General features: G+C 56.8%; 20 protein-coding genes and 1 pseudogene. 7 read left to right on the forward strand and 14 right to left on the reverse strand.

Features of this window, described 5'->3' with window-relative positions:
* Positions 1–403 precede the first annotated feature (403 nt).
* From NJU76_RS14960 to NJU76_RS14975, 4 genes are read right to left on the reverse strand one after another with little or no spacing between them, the layout of a single operon-like run.
* A complete protein-coding gene (locus tag NJU76_RS14960) occupies positions 404–1,135 on the reverse strand; it encodes a M48 family metallopeptidase (protein ID WP_345781934.1) in 732 nt (243 codons plus the stop codon).
* Complete coding sequence (locus NJU76_RS14965; protein ID WP_254530056.1) at positions 1,128–4,085, reverse strand: type I restriction endonuclease subunit R; 2,958 nt, start codon at positions 4,083–4,085, stop codon at positions 1,128–1,130. The genes NJU76_RS14960 and NJU76_RS14965 overlap by 8 nt, the downstream gene beginning before the upstream one ends.
* On the reverse strand, positions 4,078–5,352 hold the full coding sequence (locus tag NJU76_RS14970) for a restriction endonuclease subunit S (protein WP_254530058.1): 1,275 nt from the start codon (positions 5,350–5,352) through the stop codon (positions 4,078–4,080). The genes NJU76_RS14965 and NJU76_RS14970 overlap by 8 nt, the downstream gene beginning before the upstream one ends.
* Entirely contained in the window at positions 5,345–6,841 is a 1,497-nt protein-coding gene (locus tag NJU76_RS14975; RefSeq protein WP_254530060.1) for a type I restriction-modification system subunit M, read from the reverse strand. Before NJU76_RS14975 ends, NJU76_RS14970 begins: the two co-directional genes overlap by 8 nt.
* A gap of 711 nt (positions 6,842–7,552) precedes the next feature.
* On the opposite strand from NJU76_RS14975, the gene NJU76_RS14980 reads away from it, so the two are divergent.
* The 4 genes from NJU76_RS14980 to NJU76_RS14995 all read left to right on the forward strand — a co-directional run bounded on the left by NJU76_RS14980 (position 7,553) and on the right by NJU76_RS14995 (position 9,907).
* Positions 7,553–7,807, forward strand: coding sequence for a hypothetical protein (locus NJU76_RS14980; RefSeq protein ID WP_254530062.1), 255 nt, complete (start codon positions 7,553–7,555; stop codon positions 7,805–7,807).
* 249 nt (positions 7,808–8,056) lie between these two features.
* Positions 8,057–8,197, forward strand: a complete 141-nt coding sequence (locus NJU76_RS14985) for a hypothetical protein (protein WP_254530064.1) — start codon at positions 8,057–8,059, stop codon at positions 8,195–8,197.
* A gap of 115 nt (positions 8,198–8,312) precedes the next feature.
* The gene (locus tag NJU76_RS14990) at positions 8,313–8,702 is read left to right on the forward strand and encodes a hypothetical protein (protein ID WP_254530066.1); all 390 of its coding nucleotides are present in this window, start codon (positions 8,313–8,315) and stop codon (positions 8,700–8,702) included.
* A complete protein-coding gene (locus tag NJU76_RS14995) occupies positions 8,699–9,907 on the forward strand; it encodes a bifunctional DNA primase/polymerase (RefSeq protein WP_254530068.1) in 1,209 nt (402 codons plus the stop codon). Before NJU76_RS14990 ends, NJU76_RS14995 begins: the two co-directional genes overlap by 4 nt.
* Before the next feature lie 152 nt (positions 9,908–10,059).
* On the opposite strand, the gene NJU76_RS15000 is transcribed toward NJU76_RS14995, so the two are convergent.
* The 6 genes from NJU76_RS15000 to NJU76_RS15025 form a co-directional block, all read right to left on the reverse strand.
* On the reverse strand, positions 10,060–11,262 hold the full coding sequence (locus NJU76_RS15000) for a tyrosine-type recombinase/integrase (protein WP_340681222.1): 1,203 nt from the start codon (positions 11,260–11,262) through the stop codon (positions 10,060–10,062).
* Positions 11,263–12,348: 1,086 nt separating this feature from the next.
* Positions 12,349–12,708, reverse strand: coding sequence for a DUF7344 domain-containing protein (locus tag NJU76_RS15005; RefSeq protein WP_254530072.1), 360 nt, complete (start codon positions 12,706–12,708; stop codon positions 12,349–12,351).
* Positions 12,709–12,863: 155 nt separating this feature from the next.
* Entirely contained in the window at positions 12,864–13,523 is a 660-nt protein-coding gene (locus tag NJU76_RS15010) for a helix-turn-helix domain-containing protein (RefSeq protein WP_254530074.1), read from the reverse strand.
* A gap of 337 nt (positions 13,524–13,860) precedes the next feature.
* A complete protein-coding gene (locus NJU76_RS15015) occupies positions 13,861–14,124 on the reverse strand; it encodes a HalOD1 output domain-containing protein (protein ID WP_254530076.1) in 264 nt (87 codons plus the stop codon).
* Between the two features lie 49 nt (positions 14,125–14,173).
* Positions 14,174–14,488 (reverse strand): DUF7344 domain-containing protein, encoded by a 315-nt coding sequence (locus NJU76_RS15020; protein WP_254530078.1) that lies wholly within the window; start codon positions 14,486–14,488, stop codon positions 14,174–14,176.
* A gap of 154 nt (positions 14,489–14,642) precedes the next feature.
* The gene (locus tag NJU76_RS15025; protein WP_254530080.1) at positions 14,643–15,167 is read right to left on the reverse strand and encodes an Lrp/AsnC family transcriptional regulator; all 525 of its coding nucleotides are present in this window, start codon (positions 15,165–15,167) and stop codon (positions 14,643–14,645) included.
* A 215-nt stretch (positions 15,168–15,382) separates the two neighbouring features.
* On the opposite strand from NJU76_RS15025, the gene NJU76_RS15030 reads away from it, so the two are divergent.
* The gene (locus NJU76_RS15030; RefSeq protein WP_254530082.1) at positions 15,383–18,304 is read left to right on the forward strand and encodes a PAS domain S-box protein; all 2,922 of its coding nucleotides are present in this window, start codon (positions 15,383–15,385) and stop codon (positions 18,302–18,304) included.
* Positions 18,305–18,438: 134 nt separating this feature from the next.
* Here NJU76_RS15030 and NJU76_RS26590 read toward each other — a convergent pair whose 3' ends face one another.
* Complete coding sequence (locus NJU76_RS26590) at positions 18,439–18,768, reverse strand: helix-turn-helix domain-containing protein (protein WP_256566660.1); 330 nt, start codon at positions 18,766–18,768, stop codon at positions 18,439–18,441.
* Between NJU76_RS26590 and NJU76_RS15035 the strand changes: the two genes are divergently transcribed.
* Complete coding sequence (locus tag NJU76_RS15035; RefSeq protein WP_254530084.1) at positions 18,727–18,981, forward strand: cupin domain-containing protein; 255 nt, start codon at positions 18,727–18,729, stop codon at positions 18,979–18,981. The genes NJU76_RS26590 and NJU76_RS15035 overlap by 42 nt on opposite strands.
* Before the next feature lie 138 nt (positions 18,982–19,119).
* Here the strand turns inward: NJU76_RS15035 and NJU76_RS15040 are convergent.
* A pseudogene (locus NJU76_RS15040) lies at positions 19,120–19,344 on the reverse strand (sensor histidine kinase); the annotation flags it as partial.
* 472 nt (positions 19,345–19,816) lie between these two features.
* On the opposite strand from NJU76_RS15040, the gene NJU76_RS15045 reads away from it, so the two are divergent.
* Positions 19,817–20,011: a hypothetical protein gene (locus NJU76_RS15045; RefSeq protein ID WP_254530088.1), complete on the forward strand. Its 195-nt coding sequence runs from the start codon at positions 19,817–19,819 to the stop codon at positions 20,009–20,011.
* A gap of 242 nt (positions 20,012–20,253) precedes the next feature.
* Here the strand turns inward: NJU76_RS15045 and NJU76_RS15050 are convergent, their stop codons facing one another.
* Positions 20,254–20,598 carry a hypothetical protein gene (locus NJU76_RS15050; protein WP_254530090.1) on the reverse strand — a complete coding sequence of 115 codons (345 nt, stop codon included), beginning with the start codon at positions 20,596–20,598 and terminating at the stop codon, positions 20,254–20,256.
* A gap of 94 nt (positions 20,599–20,692) precedes the next feature.
* Positions 20,693–21,346, reverse strand: a complete 654-nt coding sequence (locus tag NJU76_RS15055) for a MaoC family dehydratase (RefSeq protein WP_254530092.1) — start codon at positions 21,344–21,346, stop codon at positions 20,693–20,695.
* Positions 21,347–21,908: the final 562 nt, after the last annotated feature.

Raw genomic sequence — 21,908 nt, forward strand, 5'->3', positions numbered from 1 at the left:
ACGGCGTCGATCACTCCTTCGCGGAGGGATTGGTCCGGAATGGCTTCGAACAACCCCCCTGTTAACTGGGGATATGAGTAGGACATTCGATTATCGCCACTCGCGGCATGAGTAATAATATTGATGGATATTTTAAATGAGTTAGCTCTTGCAGTAGAGTGTATACCGTCCTGCAACCCACCCCGTGAATTTCAGAAATTGGTGTGACACCGAAAGTACCAATATTCTGTGACGGTACCGAGGTCGTCTTCGGGTTTCGGCTCAGGACTGCGGCAGTGGTCAGAGATTACGAGGAGCTACCACTGTCTGAGCTTGCAGGGGTTCCACGGGGAGGAAAGATCATTGTAGGTAGGAACGTCGCTGGATAGGGTGCTCTACCTAACTGAGAGAATCCGAGAGACTCTTAGAGATCATCGTGGGTGAAGATGAGTTTGACACTGTTCTCTTCCAGCCACTCGGCATGCTCTTCGTATTTCGGATCGTGGTCAGCGACGAGTGACCAGAATGCGTTCGTGTGACTCTGTTCCCGAAGGTGGGCGAGTTCATGGACGACGACATAGTCGATTACATCCGGGGGTGCCATCATCAGTCGCCAGTTGAGGCCCAGGGTCCCCGTCGACGAGCAACTTCCCCACTTCGTGCGCTGGTTTCGGACCTCGATTTTCTCGTATTCGACGTCCATCTCAGACGCATACTGATCCGCGCTCTCTTCGAACGTCTCGCGTGCTTTCCGTCGATAAAGTGTCTCGAGCGCCCGTTTCACAGACGTCTGTTCGACGTGATGCTCGGCAAGACGGAACTCACCATCATCGACAGCCGATGTGGGACGCTGTTCGACGACGATCTCGTGGGGTTCGTCCAGATGGGGGAACGACTCCCCGGCCTCGAAGCGACGGTCTGGAACCTGTTCCCGGTACGTCTCGTACTTTCGTTTCTTCTCGAGGACCCATGCCGCGTTTTCGGCAAGTAGCGTCTCAGGATCAGTTGACGAGCCGTCTGGAAGCACCACTCTCACACCATGGATGTCGACATCGATCCGTGGTTCGGTCGCGTCCCCACTCCGACGGATCTCATAGCTCACGGATTCACCGAGTAGATTGACTTCGCCTGAAGGTTCAGGCGTAGGCTCAGGCATAGTTCTCGAGTAGATAGCCACGGACGTCGTCGTCGAACTGATCGTCATCACTGAGCAACTCACCGAGGTCGTACTCGATGACCAGGGTATCCAGCAGGATACGCTCGATCTCGTTGATCGTGCGCTGGTTCGTCTTCCACCCTGGGTAGTCACGATCGATTCGTTCGTCGAACGCTTCGACGATGTCTTCGGCAACCGCTTCGGCTTGACTGTCGGTCTCGATAACGTCGGGAGTTTCCTCGGTCAGGTGGGTGTAGATCGCAAACTCAGCCTTGTCCATGTCCCGCTCTTCGGCTTCACTCTCGACTTCGAGAAGGTCCTCTTCGGCCCGCTTGAGCGCCTCGAGCGCCTCCGGATCGGTTCGGTTGCCCTGTTGCCAGTCTTCGACGATGTCGGTCACACGTTCGCTCAGGCGCTTGTATCGGGGGTTCTGGTTCATCCGCGGGTGAAGATGGTCTTGGGTCGCGTGGGCGACCTGTGACGCCTTCACACCGGGATTCTCGAGTCCCTCGACGTCTTCCAGGTACTCTTCGCCGAGCTTGTAGGTGGGGAAGTCCCGTTTGATCTCCCCGACGTCGACGTGTTCCTCAAGGATGTCACGGGTCTTCTCACGCATTTCTTCTTCGGGGTCGTCTGAACCCCCAGATGTCCGCTTGAAGCCGACGTAAACCCGACTCAGCCACTTGTATTCGTCTTGTATGCCCTCAGTGATGAGTCGACCGTCAGGAGCGACGGACTCGTAGAGATTCTGGAGACGTCGGAAGCCCTGCTTGAACTCTCGGCGTTCTGGATGGGTGCTGATCCGCTCGATTGCTTCACTGGTCGCTTCCTGGGTGTCCGTTTTCGGAATCCCGTCGAAGATGTCCATGACCCGATCGACCTGCTCGACGAGATCATCGTAGAGGTCTTCCTTGTCACGGGCGGCGTAGGCTTTCGTCTCGGCGTCGTAGTCGAGTGCTTCGTCGATGTTCTCGAAGACGCCCTGGAAGTCGACGATTTCGCCGTTCTCTTTCCCTTCTGCTGGACGATTGGTCCGGGCGATCGCCTGCATGAGGCTGTGGTTCTTCAGGTTCCGGTCGAGATAGATGGTTTTCAGTACGGGGGCGTCAAAGCCCGTCAGAAGCATGTTGTGGACGACCAGGAGCTTCGGGCTCTCTTCTTGCTTGAAGTCCCGGACGATCTCGTCACGCTCCTCGGTGTCCGTGTGGAACTGTGTGATGAGATCAGGGTCGTCATCGGTCGCGGTGTAGAGCACGTCGATCTGATCGTCCCCGAAGTGTTCTACGAGACGTTCACCGTACATCGCGGCCGACCGGCGACTCGGCGTGACGACCATCCCCTTCCAGCCGTTCGGTTCGACGTTGTCGGTGTAGTGGTCGACGATCTCCTCGACGGCACGCGTGACCCGCGGTTCGAGTTCCGCCATAGTCCGGCTGGTCACGTTATCCTTGATGAACTCTCGTTTCTCGTCGGTGGAGAGGGTGCGGAACTCCTGCTCGAACTCTTCGTCGAGACCAGCCTCGTCGATGTCCCACTCCATCTCGTGACGGAGCGTGAAGTAGACCGGAAGGATCAGCTCGTCGTCGATGCCCTGTTTGATCGAATACCGGTGAAGGTAGTCCTCTCCCTCGGGGCTGAACTCTCGGAACGTGTTGCGGTCTTCGTGGCGTTCACCTTCGCGGACGGGCGTTCCGGTAAACCCGAAGTGCGTGGAGTTGGGAAGCGCGGCCTCGAGTCGACTCCCGAGATCGGCCTCCATGAACCGGTGGGCCTCGTCGGACATGACCACGACCTCGTCGTTGCCCTGGCTGTCCGGCTCGACGTCCTGGAACTTCTGGATCGTTGTGAGCACCAGTTCGCTCTGGCCGTCCTCGATGAGTTGCTGAAGGTGATCGATACTCTCGGCCTCAGTCCACCGTTCGAGCGAGAGGTTCGCCAGCTGGTCCCGCATCTGGCTGTTGAGCTTGTCCGTGTCGACGATGATGAAGACCTGGGGATTGCGAGCGACGCCCCGTGACAGGAGATTCTCGGCGGCGTAGAGCATGGTGAACGACTTGCCCGACCCCTGGGTGTGCCAAATGAGTCCGCGGTTGTGTTCGCCCCAGTCGACGCGCTCGAGGATGCGATTGACGGCGTAGTACTGCATGTACCGCGGGATGATCTTCGCGGTACCGCCGAGCTGATCCTCGAAGAACACGAAGTTCTTCAGCAGGTCCAGCACCGTCTCAGGGTTGCACAGCGCCTGGACGGCCTGTTTCATTTCGTTGTCATCCTGGTACTCGGGTGGGGCGTCGTTCCACGGCTCGTAGAACTCAGCAGGGGCCCCGACAGCGCCGTAGCGCAGTTTCATCGTGTCGGCGGCAACATTGAACAGGCCAGGGACGAACAGCCGTGAGACGTCGCTCTCGTAGTTCTGTAGGTCGTCGATGGCGTCCCGGTAGTAGTTGTCCTGGGTGACGCTTTTCAGTTCCATCGTCACCAGCGGGATACCGTTGACGAACAGGTTCACGTCCGGGCGGATGGTCTGACTCCGCGAGACGGAGAACTGGTTGACCGCGTGGAAACGGTTGTTCTCGGGAGTCTCGAAGTCGATGAGATCGATGTAGACAGTCTCTGTCGAACCGTCCGGCCGCTGGACCGAGAACGTCTTGCCCTTCGTGAGTAGCTGGTGGAACTCGCGGTTGCCGTCTATCAGGTTCTCGTGGTCGAGATCGCGTCGAAGCGACGAGATGAACTTCTCGACGTTGTCCTCGGTAATGTCGTCGTTGAGCGCGATGACTTGGTCGGCCAGCAGGTCCCAGTAGATGACCTCGTTGCTCTGGTGGCCGTATCGCTTGTTGAGCGTGTTTGCGCCCCGTCCGCCGTCCTGGCCGTGGGTCTCCCACCCCACTCCGTCGAGCCACGAGAGCAGAGACCGTTCGACGCCCTGCTCGGACGGGACGCTAACCATACTGTTCGACTTCGGGTAGCACCTCTATGTTAGTGTCGATCGTTCTGACTGTACCCGAGAGGAGGTCTTGCTTGAGGCCCTGCTTGAAGCGCTGGAGTTGGTCAGTATAGCTCTCCGTGAAGATGAGTCGTTCCTGAACGTGCTTCAGGATATCACCAATTTGTTTCTGCTCTTCTTCAGGCGGGAAAGCTAATTGCAAGCGCTCCAAATCGTCGCTGCTGACCGAGTCGAACGTGCTTCCGATTGCGATTGATTTCACGTACCGCTCGCGCCGACGAAGATGCTGGTAAAGATACTCCTCCAATAACGGCCCCCCGGCGGATATTCCGGCAAGTCCCCGTCCGATACAACATTCTCTGTCGGCGGTGTTCATCTGGCCGACGTACGTACCCCGAAGTGTCATCAGAGAATCATTTTCATCTGCCGTTTTCACCGGGTTCGAACACCATCGGTCATGTTTGGGACTCCTGAGCCCGAACTCGTTATTTGCTTGGAAGAAGGGAAGCCCATCACCGGATTCGTTATAATGCTCGGACTTGGGCGACGACCCCATCGTGATTTCACATATCTCTCCCATCGGTCTAACACCCCAATGCTCCGGTATCTCCCCAAGTGTCGAAATTTCTTTCAAGTCGCTGTCCAGGTGCTTCCCCGAGAAGAGTGCCTGCTGTAGACCTCGCTCAACCCTTTCAACCTGCTCGGATATTTTACTCGCTGTATTAATCGCTTGGTCGACATTGTAGAGGACGCTGGCAATTTTTCGCTGTTCTTGAATAGGAGGAACATCAATTTCGAGAGAGTCGATTTCGGCACTACTCACCGAGTCGAAGGTGCTTCCAATAGCGATAGATTTGACATACGGTTCAATATAATTGAGATATTGGAACAGAAACTCACCATTCACTGGTCCGCCGGGAGTGATTCCGGCTAACCCTCGACCAATACAAGACTCACGGTCAGCAATATTCGTCTGGCCGACGTACGTTCCCCGGATAGTCATCAGTAAGTCTCCGGGCTGTGCTATCTTCCGAGGATTCGAACACCAGCGGTCGTGTGTCGGACTACGAAAGCCAAACTCATCGTTGGACTGAAAAAAAGGGAGGCCATTGCCGTCTTCGTTATAGTACTCGGATTTCGGGGAGGTCCCCATTGTGATGTCGGCTACCTGGGCAAGTTCTTTTGTATCCCAGTCATGCTCCTGTAACGAGGGCTGAGTCTCCTCTTGTTCCTCTACAAAATCGTCCAACGAGGCATCCTGCTCACTCATAATTCAGAGCCTCCATGTGTTGGCTCATCCGCGCCTCTATCTCATCCCGTTCAGCCTGCAACTCACGGAGAGTCGCCAGTTCTTCGCCCACGGCAATGTCCTCCTCGGGTTCGGTCGTATCGACGTACAGCGCGATGTTTAGATTGTAGTCGTTCTCCCGTATCTCATCCAGCGACACCGGCCGACTGACGCGTTCCTCGGTCGTCCACTCGCGGAAGTTATCGACGATGTGGGCCACACCCTCGTCGGTGAGTTCGTTCTGGTTGGACAGTTCCTCGTAGAACGCCTCGTCGGCCGCGTGGACTAACTGGACCTCGCCCTCGCGCTCGGCGGCCTTATCGGTGTTCAACACGAGGATGGCCGACGGGATGGAATTGTTCTGGAACAGGTTCTCGGGGAGGCCGACGATAGCCTCGACCATGTCGTTCTCCAGCATGTGCTTGCGATAGCGTGACTCGTGCTTCCGGAAGAGTACGCCGTGGGGGATGACGATGGCCGCCTTCCCACCCGTGCCGTCGGTGTTGGGATGCTTCAACTGGCTCGCCATGTGCATGATGAACGCGAAGTCGCCCCGGTCGGCGCGGGGAAGCTTCTCATGCCAGTCGAAGCGCCCGTAGGGGTCGTCCTGGAGGTCAGATTTCGCCCAGTTCGCCGAGAACGGAAAGTTGGCCAGGACGTAGTCGAACCGCTCGAGATCGTCGCCGTCGGTAAACTGCGGGCTCGACAGCGAGTCTTCGCGTTTGATCTCCCAGTTGGTCAACCCATGAATGAACAGGTTCATCCGGGCAATCGCCGCGATGTCGGGGTTGATCTCCTGACCGGTGTACCGGAGTTTCGTCGGGTCCCCTCCCTGTTCACGGTAGTACTTGGCGGCCTCGATGAGCATGCCACCCGAGCCGACGGTCGGGTCGTGGAACTCGTCGCCGTCCTCGAAGTCATCAACCAGCCGGACACACAGCTCAACGATGTGGGGCGGCGTGAAGAACTGGCCGCCGGATTTGCCTTCCGCCTCGGCGAAGTCTCGTACGAGGTCCATGTACGCCTCTCCGAGCATGTCCGGCGGGACGTTGTCGCGGTTGAGGTCGGGCTTTTTGAGGTGTTCTATCAACCGCCCGAGTCGATCGTCGTCGAGAGCGTCGGCCTCGATGTAGTTAGCCCGGAAGACGTCCTTCAACTCGGGGTTCTCTTCGGTCAGGCCCTCAAATGCATCGTTGAGCGCCTTGTCAACTCTGTCGTTGACCGCTCGGAGATCGTCCCACAGGTGACCTTCAGGGACGATGGGGACGTCGTACAGGTTGTCACGCCGAGCGAAGTCTTCGCCGTACTCGTCGACGTTCTGTTCGTACTGCTTCTCGAACTCGTCGGAGATCGTCTTGTAGTAGACCAGGGGGAGGATGTACTCTTTGTAGTCCGTCGGGTCGACAGCATCGCGTATGATGTCGGCGCATTTGAAAAGATGTGTATCGAGTTCGTTGAGGGTCAACGACATACCCCATCGATTAAATCGCTCCTCTATATCTTTCATGGTTTCCTGAAGATCTGACTCCTTCCCCAAATCGTGATGAACTTCCAACACTATCCTTTGTTCCGGTGGGATAAAATACCCTGTCAGTCGTCAACCCACGGACATCCAGTTCTGCTAATAGTTCCCTGCTGGTCCTTTCTCGACGTTGAACACGATGATCGGAGACCGGATCTGAGTCAGCCGGAATGGGATCTTCGTTGGGAGCAGACGGCAATCTCTAGAAATCCAACGATCACTGAATGGAAATACCTGTTCTACTCAAGGACCCCCGCAGATTAGCGACAGCTACCAGTCTCTTTCTCATCACTACACATGGTAGCTGAATGACACCGCGTCATCTCTACGACAGGTAAGGGGGGTATTGGTATAACACCTAGAAGACTAGTGATCTAGTATGCAATCATCTCGTTTTGTCGAAGGGGCTGGGACTACGAAGAAGTCCTTGAAGCGTTAAGAACGCTTCCCGATGAGAAGATTTCGTCGAACAGGATCAACGATCACGTAGGGGAAGTCGAGTATAACGTCGATCAATGTATACAGGACCTTATCAGATTGGGTGAAGTCGAACTCTGCCAGGAAAAGGGAACAGGTGGTGGCGTATGGTTGAAGAGACGGTCGACCCCTGAGGAAACTTGCGAGAGACGGGCTATGGCGACTCGTGGATGGCAGTGTTATGTGACCGAAGCCGAAGATTTTCGAAGACGGATTGCCGATCGTCTGTTCACAACTCGAGAAGCGGCAATGCTCCATCTCGGCGATTCTGCTGTCGTCGATCCAACGGAGTATGAAGAGATCTCTGTTCTTCAAGATGTTTGGGCTAACCAGACGCGGGGTTCGAAAGGATACTCCAAAGAAATGATCGCCGTAGTCAGACCATCGATCATCTATCAGACACCCAACGCCTCGGAACGCTTGGATCGTCTCGCCTGAACCCTCAGTCGGGGTGATAGCATGGTAGTTTACACAACACCATTTTGCCTGACCCTTCAGCGTCTCGGTTAGCAGATGCGTAGTAACGCTCGGTCTCGTCTGAACCCTCAGTCGCACAAACAAGCACAATAATTACATGATGGCATTTCGTCTGAACCCTCAGATAATAGCCGATATACCCTCTATGAATGGTATGGAAATTATGATGTGACAAGTTTAAATACATAGAGCCTATAGAGACTATCACCGATGACGGCTGACCAAACCACGATCAGCGTCACCCCGTCAGTCCGCGACCAGATACGGTCGCTGAAGCGTGGTGGCCAAAGCTACTCCGAACTGCTGGAAGCGATGGCTGACCAGTATCAGCCCGAGAAGGTGACGCAGTAACATCGACTGAGGGATGTACTCCCCCAGAAGATCGAGGTTGGGGCCTCGTCTTCTGATAAGATCCTCGAGCTATTGAGGATTTCGGAGGAATATCTCTCAGTCATGGTTTCCAACCATGACAAATACAAACCACATCCCAGCACGAGGTATAGCATCGCAGAACATCGACGAACTCGTTTCCGCAGTCGGCGAAGACCCTGACCTCCAACCCATCGAAAAGGAGACGATCATCCGCTGGGGAAAACCTGATGAACACGTCCGCATCTTCAGTGAGGAAGGAAGCATCATACGGAGGTTACTACGCCACCCCCTCTTTGAGGAAGAAAGCATCCGAACTTACACCGACTCGTCAACGGGGTGGATGGATGCTACGGACTATTCCACGGATCGTATCTGTGGCGTCAGGGGATCAATCCCTATCGGAGCGATAAAGATCCAGAGTAACAGTCGCTCCAACTCATCCCACTGCAGCGTCGTCTCCAAGGACGGGTTGAAGTCGCCATGATATCATCCGATACCCAGGCTGCAGTCGGAGCAGAATTACACCGACAACGGGAACGACTCACGGACCGACTCCAAGAAGTCGATCTCGACAGTGTGCGAGCTGTCGACCTACCCAACGGAGGAAAACGAAACGATCACGACCACACGGACCCCGGAAATCACTACCGCCCCGGCGAAATCGAGGGTAACTACGGGATCATGGGTGGTAACGGATTGGTCGTCATCGATATTGACGACCATGATGACCGATTCGAAGGACTTCCGGACGATCTCAACGCTCTGCCACCCACGCTGACGGTTCAGACGCCACATGGTGGTGAACATCGATATTACGCCACCGACACCGATCTCCGTAGCACCCGATTCCCAGGAGTCGACGTGCAAGGGGTCAATAGTTACGTCCTCGGTCCAGGATCGGTTCTGAACCAATGTAGTAAGTCCTGGCACAACTGCTCGGCGAAGGGGGAAGGACAGTATCAAATCAAGCGCGATCGCCCTATCGCGTCGCTTGGGACTGATACCCTCGAGGTCCTCTCTAAGTCCCAATCGAGTCAGGACGAACTGGATCAGGACCCGCCGATAGAGACGCCTGATCTGGTATGCCAGGATCTCGAAATCGCGATTGCGGGAATCGAGGCGGATTTCAATCCGGTTCGTGTCTTCCAGAAGATGATGAACGGGAAGAAATCTCAGCGCAATCAGAATCTTATCAATGGCCAATACGCTAAGACGGAGTATCAAAATGATCGGTCTCGAGCTGAATCAGCACTCGTCGAAGAACTCGGGTGGTGGTTCGGAGACGACAAAGAGATCGTGTGGCGAATAATGGATCTCATCTGCCAGCTGAGCCCTCAGACGGATACCGATGACCGGCGGAAGTGGCTCGAACGTAACGATAGCTGGCGTGAAACCCTCTTCGACAATAGCTGGTTCGGCGATCGAGACACCTACAACCCCCATACAATGCGGTCCCTAGGAGAAGAACGACCGCAGGTCAGTAAACCGACCAAGAAGTTCGTACTGGAAGCGATCCACGAAATGGGGGCGGCGACATCGCGAGAGATCGCGGACCATCCGCGGGTCGATCGAGGCCACCGACAGGTTCAACGAGCCCTCAAAGAACTTGAGGAACAGGAGATCATCGACTGGGAGAAGCAGGGGAATATCGCCTACCATTACCCTGCAAATCGTCCAGATCTTCTATAGACTGGCTCGCTAACTGACGCCATCTACTCTCTTCATTCGTAGCTACACCCGATCAACGGGGATGTCGGTGTGGTAGGTCTTCTGGGTCGAATAGGTTAGTCGGGAAGATCAAGACTGGGAGCTACACCCACTTGACCCCCGCTAACGCAGTCTCATACTCCGTCCAGATACTCCCGGCGTTGTTCCACCTTCACTTCTTCGGACCGCCTATCGTAGTGCTTGTCGAGCACTTCAGGGCTGACATTCATCCGATCGCTGACGACCTTCTCGGGAACGTCCTTGGTCAGAAAGTGAGTGATCGCACCCCGGCGGACGGCATGGGGTGAGACTGACGACGGACACTTACTGGCGGCCTTCTGCTGGCTATCAGCGGCTTCACAGTCAGCCTCGTTGCGGTCATGGGGACAGTCAGCGCTGTACTTACAGGGACGGGTCCAGCGGTACACTGCTTCCCGTAGGGTCGTCTTGTGGGGCCGTCCGTGGGTCGTAGCCAGTAGTGGTTCTCGACCAGCATCGTCGACCACATCAGGCCGGCTGTGGGCCAACCAGTCGTCCATCACGGCACATACATCCGCCGAGAGAGCAACGAGACGTTCTCCCTTGTCTTTGTTCTTCAACGGCGTCTCAGGCCGGTGTTGGACTCTCAGATACTCTCCGTCGGGGTCGTAGTCCGAGATATCGAGACTGTGCGCACCCCCAATCCGGATGCCCGTGTGCCAGAGTACCTCGAGAAGGACGTGATCAAACGATGCGTAGTCGAATCGGCGCAGGTGCTCGAGTATCGTCGAAGCATTCACCGAATCCAACAGCACGTCTCGCTGGTTTTGCCCATCACTGAGAGTGGGGGAGAGCACTTTCGAGTGGAGGTCCTGCTCGACGGCGTCGACGCTTTCACACCACCGGATGAAGACCCGTAGGGTATCCATCTGGGTTTTCACCGTCACTTGGTTCAGGTCACCATCGTCTCGCCGCCACAGTTTGTAGCGGTGTAGAGACCGGCCAGTGATGTCGTTTAGGTTGTCGATGCCCTTCTGGTCGCACCACCGAAGGAAATGGCCCAGGCGGTATCTGTGGGCCTTCAGTGTCGAATGAGTGACTTCAGTCGCCCGTTCTTGGAGGTACATCTCTACGGCTTCATCGGGTCGTATCGGCTCGAGTTCTTTCACCATGGTTGGCTTCCGAACGCCCAACTGGAAGGATAACCGAGCGAGCTTGGCTTCGGACCAAGCTGTCGTGTCCGCGCCTGACGGCGCGGATAGGCCGCCGTTAGGCGGCCGATGGGACAAATCCTGCAGCGCCCATCCGAAATTTACTCGGCGGGAATCCAACAGGCCATAGCGGGACGTTTTTACCATCGCGCCGTCGAGCGCGCAAGAATTCACCCATTTTCTACCTGTAACAGCGAGAGAGTCCCGCCGTGTTCGGCGTCCTCAGAACGCGAGAGTAATTGGCGTTCCCGTTGAACGTCCCAGGTCTGCAAGCTGCCTCTCATATCGTCGAGCCCAGTCTCGGCGGCAACGTGTTCAACCGTCGCGCAGACCACCAATTGGTGGTGTGCCCCCGTTCTGGGAAGACCGTCTCGTTGCCAATCACGGCGAAGCGGTTGCCTTCCGCATCGGTGACGTCCAGTTCGAAGGCATTGAACCGTGTGAACGGTGTGTCGTCATCTCGCGTGATCCGACACTGGAGAGGAGTACGACGGCGTTCGCCAGAGGTTTATCCGTAAGCGCGGAGAAACCCGTCCCGAGTGGCTCGACAGCGACCGCTTCAAAACTGATTTCCGCTTGATGACGGTAACGAATGTCCCACAGCGAGAATGGGGGGAGACACTTCAGGTAGGGGACACAGTCGAGATTGTTGGGACTCATCCATATTGATCCCAGCACGTCCGAAGACTCTGCAGTTCAGCCTACAGGTACATCGCCGTGACGTGCCAGCCGATGATGTGAGTATTCGGCGGAAGCGCCAAGCAGTGATCGGCTGGTACCTCCGGAGGCCCCAAGAGGAACGCCCCGAACGAAGCGCGAAATACGAGTCGAAGCTTGGTCTCTCCGATGTACCAATCGATGGTGGAACACTTTCCGGCCGGTGGGGAATTCGCCGATGGAACGATTCGCTTAAACTGGTGGCTCATCCTTACCCCTCCGGATACAAGACTACGTAGTAGTCTATGAGATGGCGCACACAGCCATGATGACTATTCCGACGCGTTCTGGAACACGGTCGGGACACTCATTCCAGAGTACGAGAACCGCCGTGAATGGCTCCGAATCGACGGCAACTCACTGACCGTCTAATGCACGAGTACATCATAAAATTGTCACATAGTGTGTATTTCATAGAGTAGTAGGCTGGACCCGCTGGCAACTACACCTGTGAATTCAGCAGTTGCTATCGATGTAGTCCGATACCTTTTCGAAAGGAGACGACAGAGAGTACCGTCACAACTCAACAGGTGCTTCGAGATCGGGATCGGCATCGATGATAGTCGATAGGTGGGGTTCTAACTTGTCAAACTGCTCTGTTGCCTCCACCAGTTGCCGATCCACGTCGTATTTGATGACCCCTGTCGCCTCCAACTTCGGGATGTGCACTTGGTTTAACACCAGTTGAACCTGAGTGATGTCTTCCGGAGATGCCTCAGTAATAAGTTTATGATGGTTATGTTTGATCACAGTATTCCTGAGGTCGTTCACGGTTAACGCTCGCTGCTGGTCTGCAAGTACAGCAAGCACGATGCGACGGTGCTGGTTTCGACATAGGTCGAGAACTGTGTCGAACTCGGTGGTACTTTCATTCATCATGATCTCTCTAATGAGACTCGTTGATCTCCCGGCGGGACGTAGTTTCGAGAAACGTAACTGTCGCCGGACATTGCCTTGCACAGGTGTAGTGGACTACTACAAAAGAGGCTGCCTGTAGTCCCAACAATCCCTTCAAATACCCTTCCGTAGGATCACTTGAGGCCGGGCGCGCGTGAAAGCAGGGCCTCGCTGAGGACTTGTCTTGTTCCCCGGCGAATCCGATTCGACACGGCTTGTTGAGAAATATCAAGTTCGTCTGCAAGATCCGTCAAGCTCACTTGACTCGGCGTATCGAAATAGCCTCTCCGAAGCCCAAGAATGAGAGCCTCGCGCTGTTCCTGCGAGAGGCCAAATTGCTTGACGCTCTGGGTGCGGTCGGTTTCCGTATAGGTTCGAACAATGTGGATCGTTATGTCGTTGTCCGTGCAGAAGTTGTAAAACCGTGAGAGTGCATCGTGGTCGGGAAATCGGAGACGAAAGTGCCACTTCTCGTCGGCGTGACCCTCTAAAATCGTCCCGTCAGCCTCTGTGATGCCTCGGATAAGGTCGTTGTGCCTTCCATGCCACTTCACCCGATAGAGAGTGCTGTCCGCGATGTTGTCGAGCGCAATAATCTTATCAACGAACTCGTGCGCAGTCACTTTTTGCTCGAAGGTTTCGAACTCGTCCCCCGATACCCACAGGAAGGGCATTACGCTGGTTCCTGTAGGTACGATTCGTTCGAGTTCGATGTGCATTTGAGGTGGTCCACCCAACACTTGCCCGAGCGTAAACTCCTCCTCCTCAACTGTGAACTCGAGGATAACGCTCATATCTCTACTGCAGGGGCGCCAGCACTGTAGGACTTGTTCTCACAATCTTCTGATTGTAGATCACATTGATAGCTACACGCCCGATACTGATCGATGAGTAGGTATCGAAATAAGAGGCACGCGCGACTCACTTGTATCCACTCGCCGATAGGGAGAGGACAACGATGAGGGAATTCGTTTCCGTACGGAAAACAATGTTGATCACTTGACGCCTACTCGGGCAGAATCAAATCGGTCAGGAGGGGTATGTATCGAGTACTGAAAACCAGTTCTCCAGCCACTCGACAGCGACTCGCATGTACTTCACAGCCGTCGTGTTACGCTGCGACTCGTCCGCTCACGCGTCGTCGCTGTCGTCGACGTCAAGACGTCCGTCGCCGGACACCGTTATCCTGTACCCGTAATACGGGAATACGAGGTGGCCTTGACCAGCGGTGAATATCGAGTCGAGCGCCTCTGGGTCGATGGCGTCGTAGAGCGGAGGAAGGTCGGTCGGAGCGACGCCTTCGCGTTCTGCAACGGTTTGGATAACGCGTGTGCTGAGCGTGTGCTGAGCCATTCCGCTACCGTGTATGACTTCTCGCTCGTCATCTGTTCCCATCCCTACTGCTCGTTTCCAGAACGAGTGTCTTAGTGGTTGCGCCTCTCACTCACGGCCACTCGCCCGTGACTTCAGTCGCCTGGCTGTCAAGCATCTCCACGAGTGGGCGAATGTGGTCGAACGCAGGCCCCTTCTCGACCTCGTGTGTGTTCTTGTTCCAGCGGATGAACCCATACGCTTCTAATTTCGGGAGGTGGCTGTGGTGCATGGCAGTCTGAAGGTGGTCACGGTCCTCTCTCGTGTGGCTCTCCTCCAGTACTCCGTCCGCGTGGACACAATCGCATTGGGGATTGTGATCGAGGAGTGCAACGAGTACCCGCCGTCGGTGATGGCTCGCCAGTGCGTCGAACGCGTCGTCCAGCATCGGCGCGCACCTCCGTCTCACATCAGTCATGGTATACATTTGCACACCGGGTATTTCAGTAAAAGTGTTGCGCATAACACAACCTATAGGTTGCAAATTCCGCAGTTTAATTGGGATTTCACACGGAATATCACACCCGAGATCTGTCGAACTACTATTCGGATGGGGTCATCTCGAAGTGGCCCCAGGGTTGAGCGTAGTGGTTAGTGATGATTTCCGAACTGTGGATCGTGATGCCGTACTCGTTCAACGCCGCGGTCATGCGCGTGAGATCGGTGGTGGTCGTGGCGACGGCCTGAACGTGGAGGTTGCGCTCGCCGGTGACCATCTCGGTCACGTCGATGACGCCGTCCACTGCCAGTACCTCCCGTGCGACCGTCGCACGGGAGTCGGGATCGACCGTACAAACAAACAGGAGTTTGAGCGGAAAGCCAGCGCGTTCGTAGTCGATCTGGGGGGCGTAGCCATCTATCACGTTCGCGTCTTCCAACTTGTCGATTCGGTTGCGAACGGTGCTTGCGGAAACTGCCACCTCGTCTGCGATTTCCTGGATCGTGACGTTGCGCGCGTCCTGCTGAAGCGCGTACAGTACTCCCCGATCTACCTCGTCTACCGTGACCGTCGCATCAGTCTTCGCGTCATCGTCTGTCTGTCTCTCAGGTGTGGAATCGTCGTCCATAGTGTGATTTCCGATGCCACGGGGAAGAATATCTATCCTCGTGAGGACACCCCATTGCTGGCCCGGAAAATATATCCGGTATTCACAGATCGGACCTGAGCCGAACGCGGGCTGGCCGGTCGGCGTTTGAGCGGTTCTCGCCACGCCACCGTGATGGCCCTCTCCCTCCCTCCGCCGCCGGAGGACTTATACTCGGAACGTAGATGATCACAACTATGACCATCAGTTCGTTGACCGAAACGCTCCGGGAGACACTCTCCGTTTTCGATGAGTCCGGGGCTCCATTGACAACAACCGAGGTTGCTGACCGGTTCGACCTCGGTCGTCGGAGCATCTACGAACGCCTCGAGCGCCTCGTCGACCACGGCGAGCTGGAGACCAAGATGGTCGGCGTGAGTGGACGCGTCTGGTGGCGGCCACCATCGCCGACGGCCACTCAGCCACGCCGCAAGGATGACCGCCACCTTGTGGAATCTGAGCGCCACTACCGCACGCTCGTCGAGAACTTTCCAAACGGGATCGTGACGTTGTTCGATCACGACCTCACGTACACATTGGCTGCTGGACAGGAATTCGCCACCCTCCCAGTCGAACCCAGCGATCTTGAGGGGAGCCACTTCCGCGAGGTTTGGCCCGCCGAAGCCGCTGATGCACTCCAGCCTGCACTACAGGCCGCACTGAACGGCGAGTACTATTCGGTCGAACTGGCGTATGTTGGCCGCGAGTGGATTGTCCACGCGGTCCCGGTCACCAACGAGCATGGAACTGTCCTCGCTGGAATGACGGTGGCCCAGGACATCACCGAACAGAAGAAGCGTGAACGCAATCTTGAGCGGTATAAAGGATACATCGACGATGTCCTCGATACCGTTGGAGACATTTTCTATCTCATTGACGAAGACGGGGCGCTTCAACGGTGGAACCAGAGTTTAGCCGACGTGACGGGCTATACGAACGAAGAGTTAGCCTCGATGAGTCCAGTCGACCTCTCCGGGAGCGACGAGCAGGAAACGGTCGTGACCGCGATCGCTGAATGCTTCGAGACGGGTTCGGTCACCGTCGAACTCACTGTCCAGACGAAGGACGGTGAGACCATCCCATTCGAATTCGATGCATCCACACTCGAAGATCCGTGGGGGAACACGGTGTTTGCCGGGATCGGGCGGGATGTCACTGACCGGGTCGAACGCGAGCGACGGCTCGAGCGCTACGAGGCGATCGTTGAGGAGGTCAACGACGGTGTCTACGTCGTCGATGAGGACGGAACGTTCACCATGGTCAACGAAACGTACGCGGAGCTGCTCGGTTGCGAGCCGGACGAACTCATCGGCGCCGATACGACCGAGATCGTCGACGAAGCCGTGATTGAACGGGTCCGCGAACTGGAGATAGCCACGACCGAGGGCGAGACCGACTGGCCGACGCTCGCGGCGGAAGTCACGACGGCCGACGGCGAGCGGATCCCCGCCGAGGCGACCTTCTCGATGCTGCCAGCCGACGATAGCGGCTGGCACCGTGTCGGCATCGTCCGAGACATCAGCGAGCGGAAAGCCTACGAACGACAGCTCGAAGAGTCTGAGCGCCGCTACCGGACGCTGGCTGAGCACTTCCCGAACGGCGCAGTCGGATTATTCGACGAAGATTTCTGCTATACCGCTGCCGGTGGAGAGTTGATGGACGAGATGGGCATCGATCCAGAAGAGCGGGTTGGATGCAGCGTCTACGATCTCTATCCCGACGAGATCATTGCGGAGATCGAACCGTACTTCCGCACCGTCTTCGATGGCGAAGCGAACGAGTTTGCGGTGGAGTACCACGGTCGCCAGCTGAGAGCGCATACGCTTCCTGTACGCACCGTCAACGACGAAATCTACGCCGGAATGGTCATGGTTCAGGATATTTCCGAGCGCAAAGCACGTGAACGGGAGCTCGACAAACGGGCTCGGCAACAACGAGCTGTCGCCGATCTCGGCCAACTCGCCCTCGAGACAGACGACCTCGACGAACTCATGGACGAAGCGAGCCGTCGAGTCGCATCCGTTCTCGACAACGAGTACTGCAACGTCCTCGATCTCGATGACGAGAACGAGGAATTCCTCCTTCGCCACGGTGTCGGGTGGAAGGACGGGATCGTCGGTGAGGCGACAGTCTCTGCCGCCGAAGGTGACTCTCAGGCCGTATATACTTTGGCGAACGATCATCCAATCGTGGTCGAGGATCTCGAGACGGAGACGCGATTTGGCGGTCCTGAACTCTTAACAAGCCATGATGTTCGCAGCGGTATCAGTACGATCATCGGTCCATCCAGTGAGCCGTGGGGCATACTCGGCACGCACGACACTGAGAGAAAACCGTTCACTGACGAGGACGTGAACTTCGTCCAGAGTGTCGCTAACGTCCTCGCCGACGCAATCAAGCATCAGCAGTACCAGACGGACCTGGAAACGCTGGTCGCCGATCTCGAAGACTCAAACGACCGCCTCGAACAGTTCGCCTACGCCGCGTCGCACGACCTGCAAGAGCCGCTACGGATGGTGATTAGCTACCTCCAGTTGCTCGAGAAACGGTATGGCGATGCATTCGACGAGGACGGCGAGGAGTTCCTCGGGTTCGCCGTCGACGGGGCCGAGCGGATGCGAGCGATGATCGACGGCCTCCTTGAGTACTCCCGCGTCGAGACACAGGGTGATCCGTTCGAACCGACGGAGCTGAATGCCCTTCTCGACGACGTACTCGTGGATCTTCAGCTCCAAATCGAGGAGAGTAACGCCGAGATCACCGCCGAAGACCTCCCGCGCGTCGAGGGCGACGCAAACCAGCTCCGGCGAGTGTTCCAAAATCTTCTCTCGAACGCGCTCACCTACAGCGGGGACGAGCCGCCGCGGGTTCATTTCGGTGCCGACCGACGCGATGGGGAATGGGTGATCTCCGTGACGGACGAGGGAATCGGGATCGACCCGGCGGATCACGATCGGGTATTCAGCGTGTTCGATCGACTCCATAGCCGCAAGAAGTACGAGGGGGCGGGCATCGGCCTCGCGTTGTGCGAACGCATCGTTGAGCGCCATCGCGGCGAGATCTGGGTCGACTCCGAGCCCGACGAGGGCGCGACGTTCTCGTTTACGCTCCCCACGTGACCCAGTTGGGGTACGCTTTGGCATGGGTCTCACTCGTGCGAACCGTGCAGACGGGGATTCGGCCGGCCAGGCACTTCCACTGGGTGTGTCTGGGCAACTTGGTACACCGCGTCAGTAGCCCCGCAGCGCAGACATCAGCCGAGCAGCCCGGACCTGGGAAGCTGTCGTGGTGAGCAGTTCCGAAGGAACTGCGAGCGATGGTGATCGATCACGGGTGGCGAAGCGAACATAACAAATAATTTATGATTCAAATCCTGCAGCGCCCATAGATTTTCTAGGAGTTCTTTTTCCGTCTGAACGCGAGGTGATTCGAAGAACCCGCTCCGGTAGGCCAACTGAAGGACCTCCCGCTGGCGGGGTGTCAGACGACCCCCGAATTCCTGTCGTAGCGTGAGTTCTGACGTGAGGGGCCGAGCGCGCGTTTGCCGGGCGAGCAGTTCGAGTTCGGGAACGAATTGTTGAATCCGCTCGACGAACGTACGGACCTCAGCCGTCTCGGGGACGTCGTCGAGGGAATCGGCGCACTCGAATACGGCTCTCGTAGTGACGAACGACGGGAAGGTAGGGCTGGCGAGTGTTTTTACATCTCGCCCGGGACGGTCCACTGCCACGTGAACGCAACCGACGAGGAGATTGTCGTCCTCGGTGCTTCGTCGGCACCGGATAAGTCGTCATAGACGTTGACGACCCTGCTGCTACTTCTAATCGACGTTGCCTCCGTACCGACGATACTGTGTCACATCGGTTGAAGAGGCTCAGTGTGGCTGATATTCCCGTCCGAGAGTAACTATGCGAGCGATAGTTACGGGTCCGAGTTACGTGGGGAGCGTGAACGAAAACGTCGTGCTTTCTCCTGGTTCGGAATCAACCCGGATATCACCGTCATGGCGCTCGACGATGTACTCACAGAGTGCCAGGCCGACACCCATTCCGTCGTACTCCTCACGACTGTGAAGCCGGTCGAAGATCGTGAACACCCGCTCTTGGTAGTCAGGGTCGATGCCGATCCCTTCGTCTTCGACCGAGATCACCCACCATCCCGGACGGTCGCTCGGGTTGCGTCGGACGAATCGCGATGCTGGTCGTTCGCGGAACACGAGCGTCCCGTATCTCCCCGTACGAAGAGATGGCGCGACCTATTTCCGACGCGCGATCGGTGCGCTCGAAATCTGTCGGTGATTTGCCTGCGACGGGCGACGAACGACAGAATCAGTTCGCCGTACCGCTTGGGGTCATCGAGCCACGGGAGATGCCCGACACGTTTCTTGCGGAACTCACTATCGGATTACAGATCGTGTGCCGTGAATACCGACTCTCCGGCGTTTCGTTCGGTTTCCGAGCATTCTACCGCCGACGGACAACAGCCACTGACCGAACTGACGCCATCGGATAGTGGAAAAACACTGTGAATACCATCATGAATTGAATATAGTGGAATAATAATCGAAAAATGAATTGTATGTTCAGGTTTGACGGACAAGTTCTTTGCAAGTGACTGCCAAACAATATCGTATGGACGATGTGGTAATCGATCTAGATGGGAGGGCGGAAGTAGATCTGCAGACAGTGGACGTTGGAGTCGCGGGCGACACGGTCGCGTTTGGGATCGAGGGAGTAATTCGGGACGTCGACAACGACGTTCTGGTCGGCCTCAGCGGTAAGTCTCTCACCCCGACGGAGATTCATTTTTCTGTAGCGACCGACTGAGTCGGTTCGATGGGGTTCGGTAATCTTTCCGAGACCACCCGTCGGGACGATGGAGAGAGATGGTTCCATCGGCCTTGATGCGAACGACGTAATCGTCGTATCGAAAGATACTGGTCAACAACCGGAACGAAAGTCGCTCCCTCCGAGTCACAGGGGGCGTACGCGGAACAAGTCTGCGACGATTCGGTCCGAGTTCTCGAACCCGCCACGATCCACCGAGAACGGTCGGGCGTGGATTCCGGCTATCGACACGAGGAGAGCGACTCGTCGTCGCTGTCGCCCCCGAGCCACGACTGGACCAGATCGACCAGGGCAGTAGCGACGGCCTCTGCGATGCGATCGGGTGACTCGGAGAGGTCCCAGACGTACTTGCCGCGCCGTGTGACGGTCACCCACTCGAGATAGCCGTAGCGGTCTAACTCGAGCAGCACCGACTCGAGAGTGGTCTCGTCGAGGCGCCAGCCGAGTGCGTTCTCGATCGTCGCGTTCAACTGGGTCGTCGTCGCGAGGATCGAGTCCTCGCGGTCGTGTTCGGGAAACGGACGCGTAGCGTGTGGGGTTAGCGGTGATGGTGGCCGATCGGTCATGGTCGGCCACCGATTGCGACGGGTACCCCTTTAGTCTGACTGACGGCCGCGCCATCAGACCGCCGACCACGCTCTCGGATTCTCGACCGCGCTCTTACTTGCTGGGAGGTTCGTTGAGGATGATAACGGCTTCACCGTCGATGACCGTGTCACCGTCTTCGCCGACGACCAGCGTGTGCAGTCGATACCGATCGCCGCCGAGGCTCTCGACGATTTCACACGAGGCGGAGACTGTCTCGCCGATCTCGACCGGTCCGGTGAACTCGAGATCCTGCGAAAGGTAGATAGTCGTACCGGGAAACCGGGCCAGCGCGGCACTAATGGTCCCGGCGACGAGCGTTCCGTGGGCAATTCGGCCGCCGAACCGGGTGTCTTCGGCGAATCCAGGTTCGAGGTGAAGCCGGTTAGTATCGCCGGATATCTGTGAGAAAGCGGTGACGTCGGCGTCCGCGACTGGCTTGCTAAATCGGACGTAGTCACCGACACCGAGTTCGTCGTACTCGTTTGTCGAGCGTTCCATGAGCCAGGCTTCGTTGCCGAAGGCGACCCCGTCGACCGATTCAGTCGCTGTCGTCGACGCTGACTCGGACTGAGACGCATCTCTGGACGATGGGCTAACTCCCATCGCTGCGAGGAAGGCGTTGTTGGCCTCGACGTAGCTATTCAACACGTGTTTCGAAATATTCGTCCAGTTCGTTGTTGGTGGGGCGGAGTCGGTACGATCGGAATCGGGGCAGTGACTACACATAGTGCTGTGGCGAGCGATATCGTTCGGTGGGGACGATTCCGTATCGACTATGACGGCCAGCGCCTTTGTTGTATCCCCAAATCATATGGGAAACTGACGCATTCAGCGGTCCCTCCGAGTCTCGACCGTGAGACGCGAACGCTCGTTCATCCGTGGTATGAGTCACGCTCGCGTCGGGATAAAATTGACATCCTCCTCCGCGTGAACGCGGTGGAATCCTGAGCGGTGGAGATTTCAGGTGTGCAGTTCCACCGACCCCCGACACGGTGGGAATCCGTGCGGGGGTCACGGACTGTGGCGGGTGGGACTGCTGGGAGTGCCAAGCCCCCGGTACTCCTATCCTCGACCGTGGTCGACCCTCGTGGTTGGTTGTGCCCGGCGAGGCTCGAGTGGGCTTCGACAGACTTGGAGTTACGTTCCGTGGTGCTTCCAGCAGTCGACTCCGCGTCACCCCTGTGAGGGGTGGGCGGTCATCGACTGGTTCCGATTAGTGTCTGATTGCCTGGGGCGGCCAGGCCGCCATCGTCGGACTGGCGGGAATCACTCTATTCCCTGCCGGATT

The sequence above is a fragment of the Natrinema gelatinilyticum genome (genome assembly GCF_024266705.1).
Classification (GTDB): Archaea; Halobacteriota; Halobacteria; order Halobacteriales; family Natrialbaceae; genus Natrinema; species Natrinema gelatinilyticum.

Excerpts from the sequence above, each read along its gene's own strand:
- NJU76_RS14960 (WP_345781934.1), bottom strand. The coding sequence starts at position 1,135 with ATGCCTGAGCCTACGCCTGAACCTTCAGGCGAAGTCAATCTACTCGGT.
- NJU76_RS14965 (WP_254530056.1), bottom strand. The coding sequence starts at position 4,085 with ATGGTTAGCGTCCCGTCCGAGCAGGGCGTCGAACGGTCTCTGCTCTCG.
- NJU76_RS14970 (WP_254530058.1), bottom strand. The coding sequence starts at position 5,352 with ATGAGTGAGCAGGATGCCTCGTTGGACGATTTTGTAGAGGAACAAGAG.
- NJU76_RS14975 (WP_254530060.1), bottom strand. The coding sequence starts at position 6,841 with ATGTCGTTGACCCTCAACGAACTCGATACACATCTTTTCAAATGCGCC.
- NJU76_RS14985 (WP_254530064.1), top strand. The coding sequence starts at position 8,057 with ATGACGGCTGACCAAACCACGATCAGCGTCACCCCGTCAGTCCGCGAC.
- NJU76_RS14990 (WP_254530066.1), top strand. The coding sequence starts at position 8,313 with ATGACAAATACAAACCACATCCCAGCACGAGGTATAGCATCGCAGAAC.
- NJU76_RS14995 (WP_254530068.1), top strand. The coding sequence starts at position 8,699 with ATGATATCATCCGATACCCAGGCTGCAGTCGGAGCAGAATTACACCGA.
- NJU76_RS15000 (WP_340681222.1), bottom strand. The coding sequence starts at position 11,262 with ATGGTAAAAACGTCCCGCTATGGCCTGTTGGATTCCCGCCGAGTAAAT.
- NJU76_RS15005 (WP_254530072.1), bottom strand. The coding sequence starts at position 12,708 with ATGAATGAAAGTACCACCGAGTTCGACACAGTTCTCGACCTATGTCGA.
- NJU76_RS15010 (WP_254530074.1), bottom strand. The coding sequence starts at position 13,523 with ATGAGCGTTATCCTCGAGTTCACAGTTGAGGAGGAGGAGTTTACGCTC.
- NJU76_RS15015 (WP_254530076.1), bottom strand. The coding sequence starts at position 14,124 with ATGGGAACAGATGACGAGCGAGAAGTCATACACGGTAGCGGAATGGCT.
- NJU76_RS15020 (WP_254530078.1), bottom strand. The coding sequence starts at position 14,488 with ATGCTGGACGACGCGTTCGACGCACTGGCGAGCCATCACCGACGGCGG.
- NJU76_RS15025 (WP_254530080.1), bottom strand. The coding sequence starts at position 15,167 with ATGGACGACGATTCCACACCTGAGAGACAGACAGACGATGACGCGAAG.
- NJU76_RS15030 (WP_254530082.1), top strand. The coding sequence starts at position 15,383 with ATGACCATCAGTTCGTTGACCGAAACGCTCCGGGAGACACTCTCCGTT.
- NJU76_RS15045 (WP_254530088.1), top strand. The coding sequence starts at position 19,817 with ATGGACGATGTGGTAATCGATCTAGATGGGAGGGCGGAAGTAGATCTG.
- NJU76_RS15050 (WP_254530090.1), bottom strand. The coding sequence starts at position 20,598 with ATGACCGATCGGCCACCATCACCGCTAACCCCACACGCTACGCGTCCG.
- NJU76_RS15055 (WP_254530092.1), bottom strand. The coding sequence starts at position 21,346 with ATGTGTAGTCACTGCCCCGATTCCGATCGTACCGACTCCGCCCCACCA.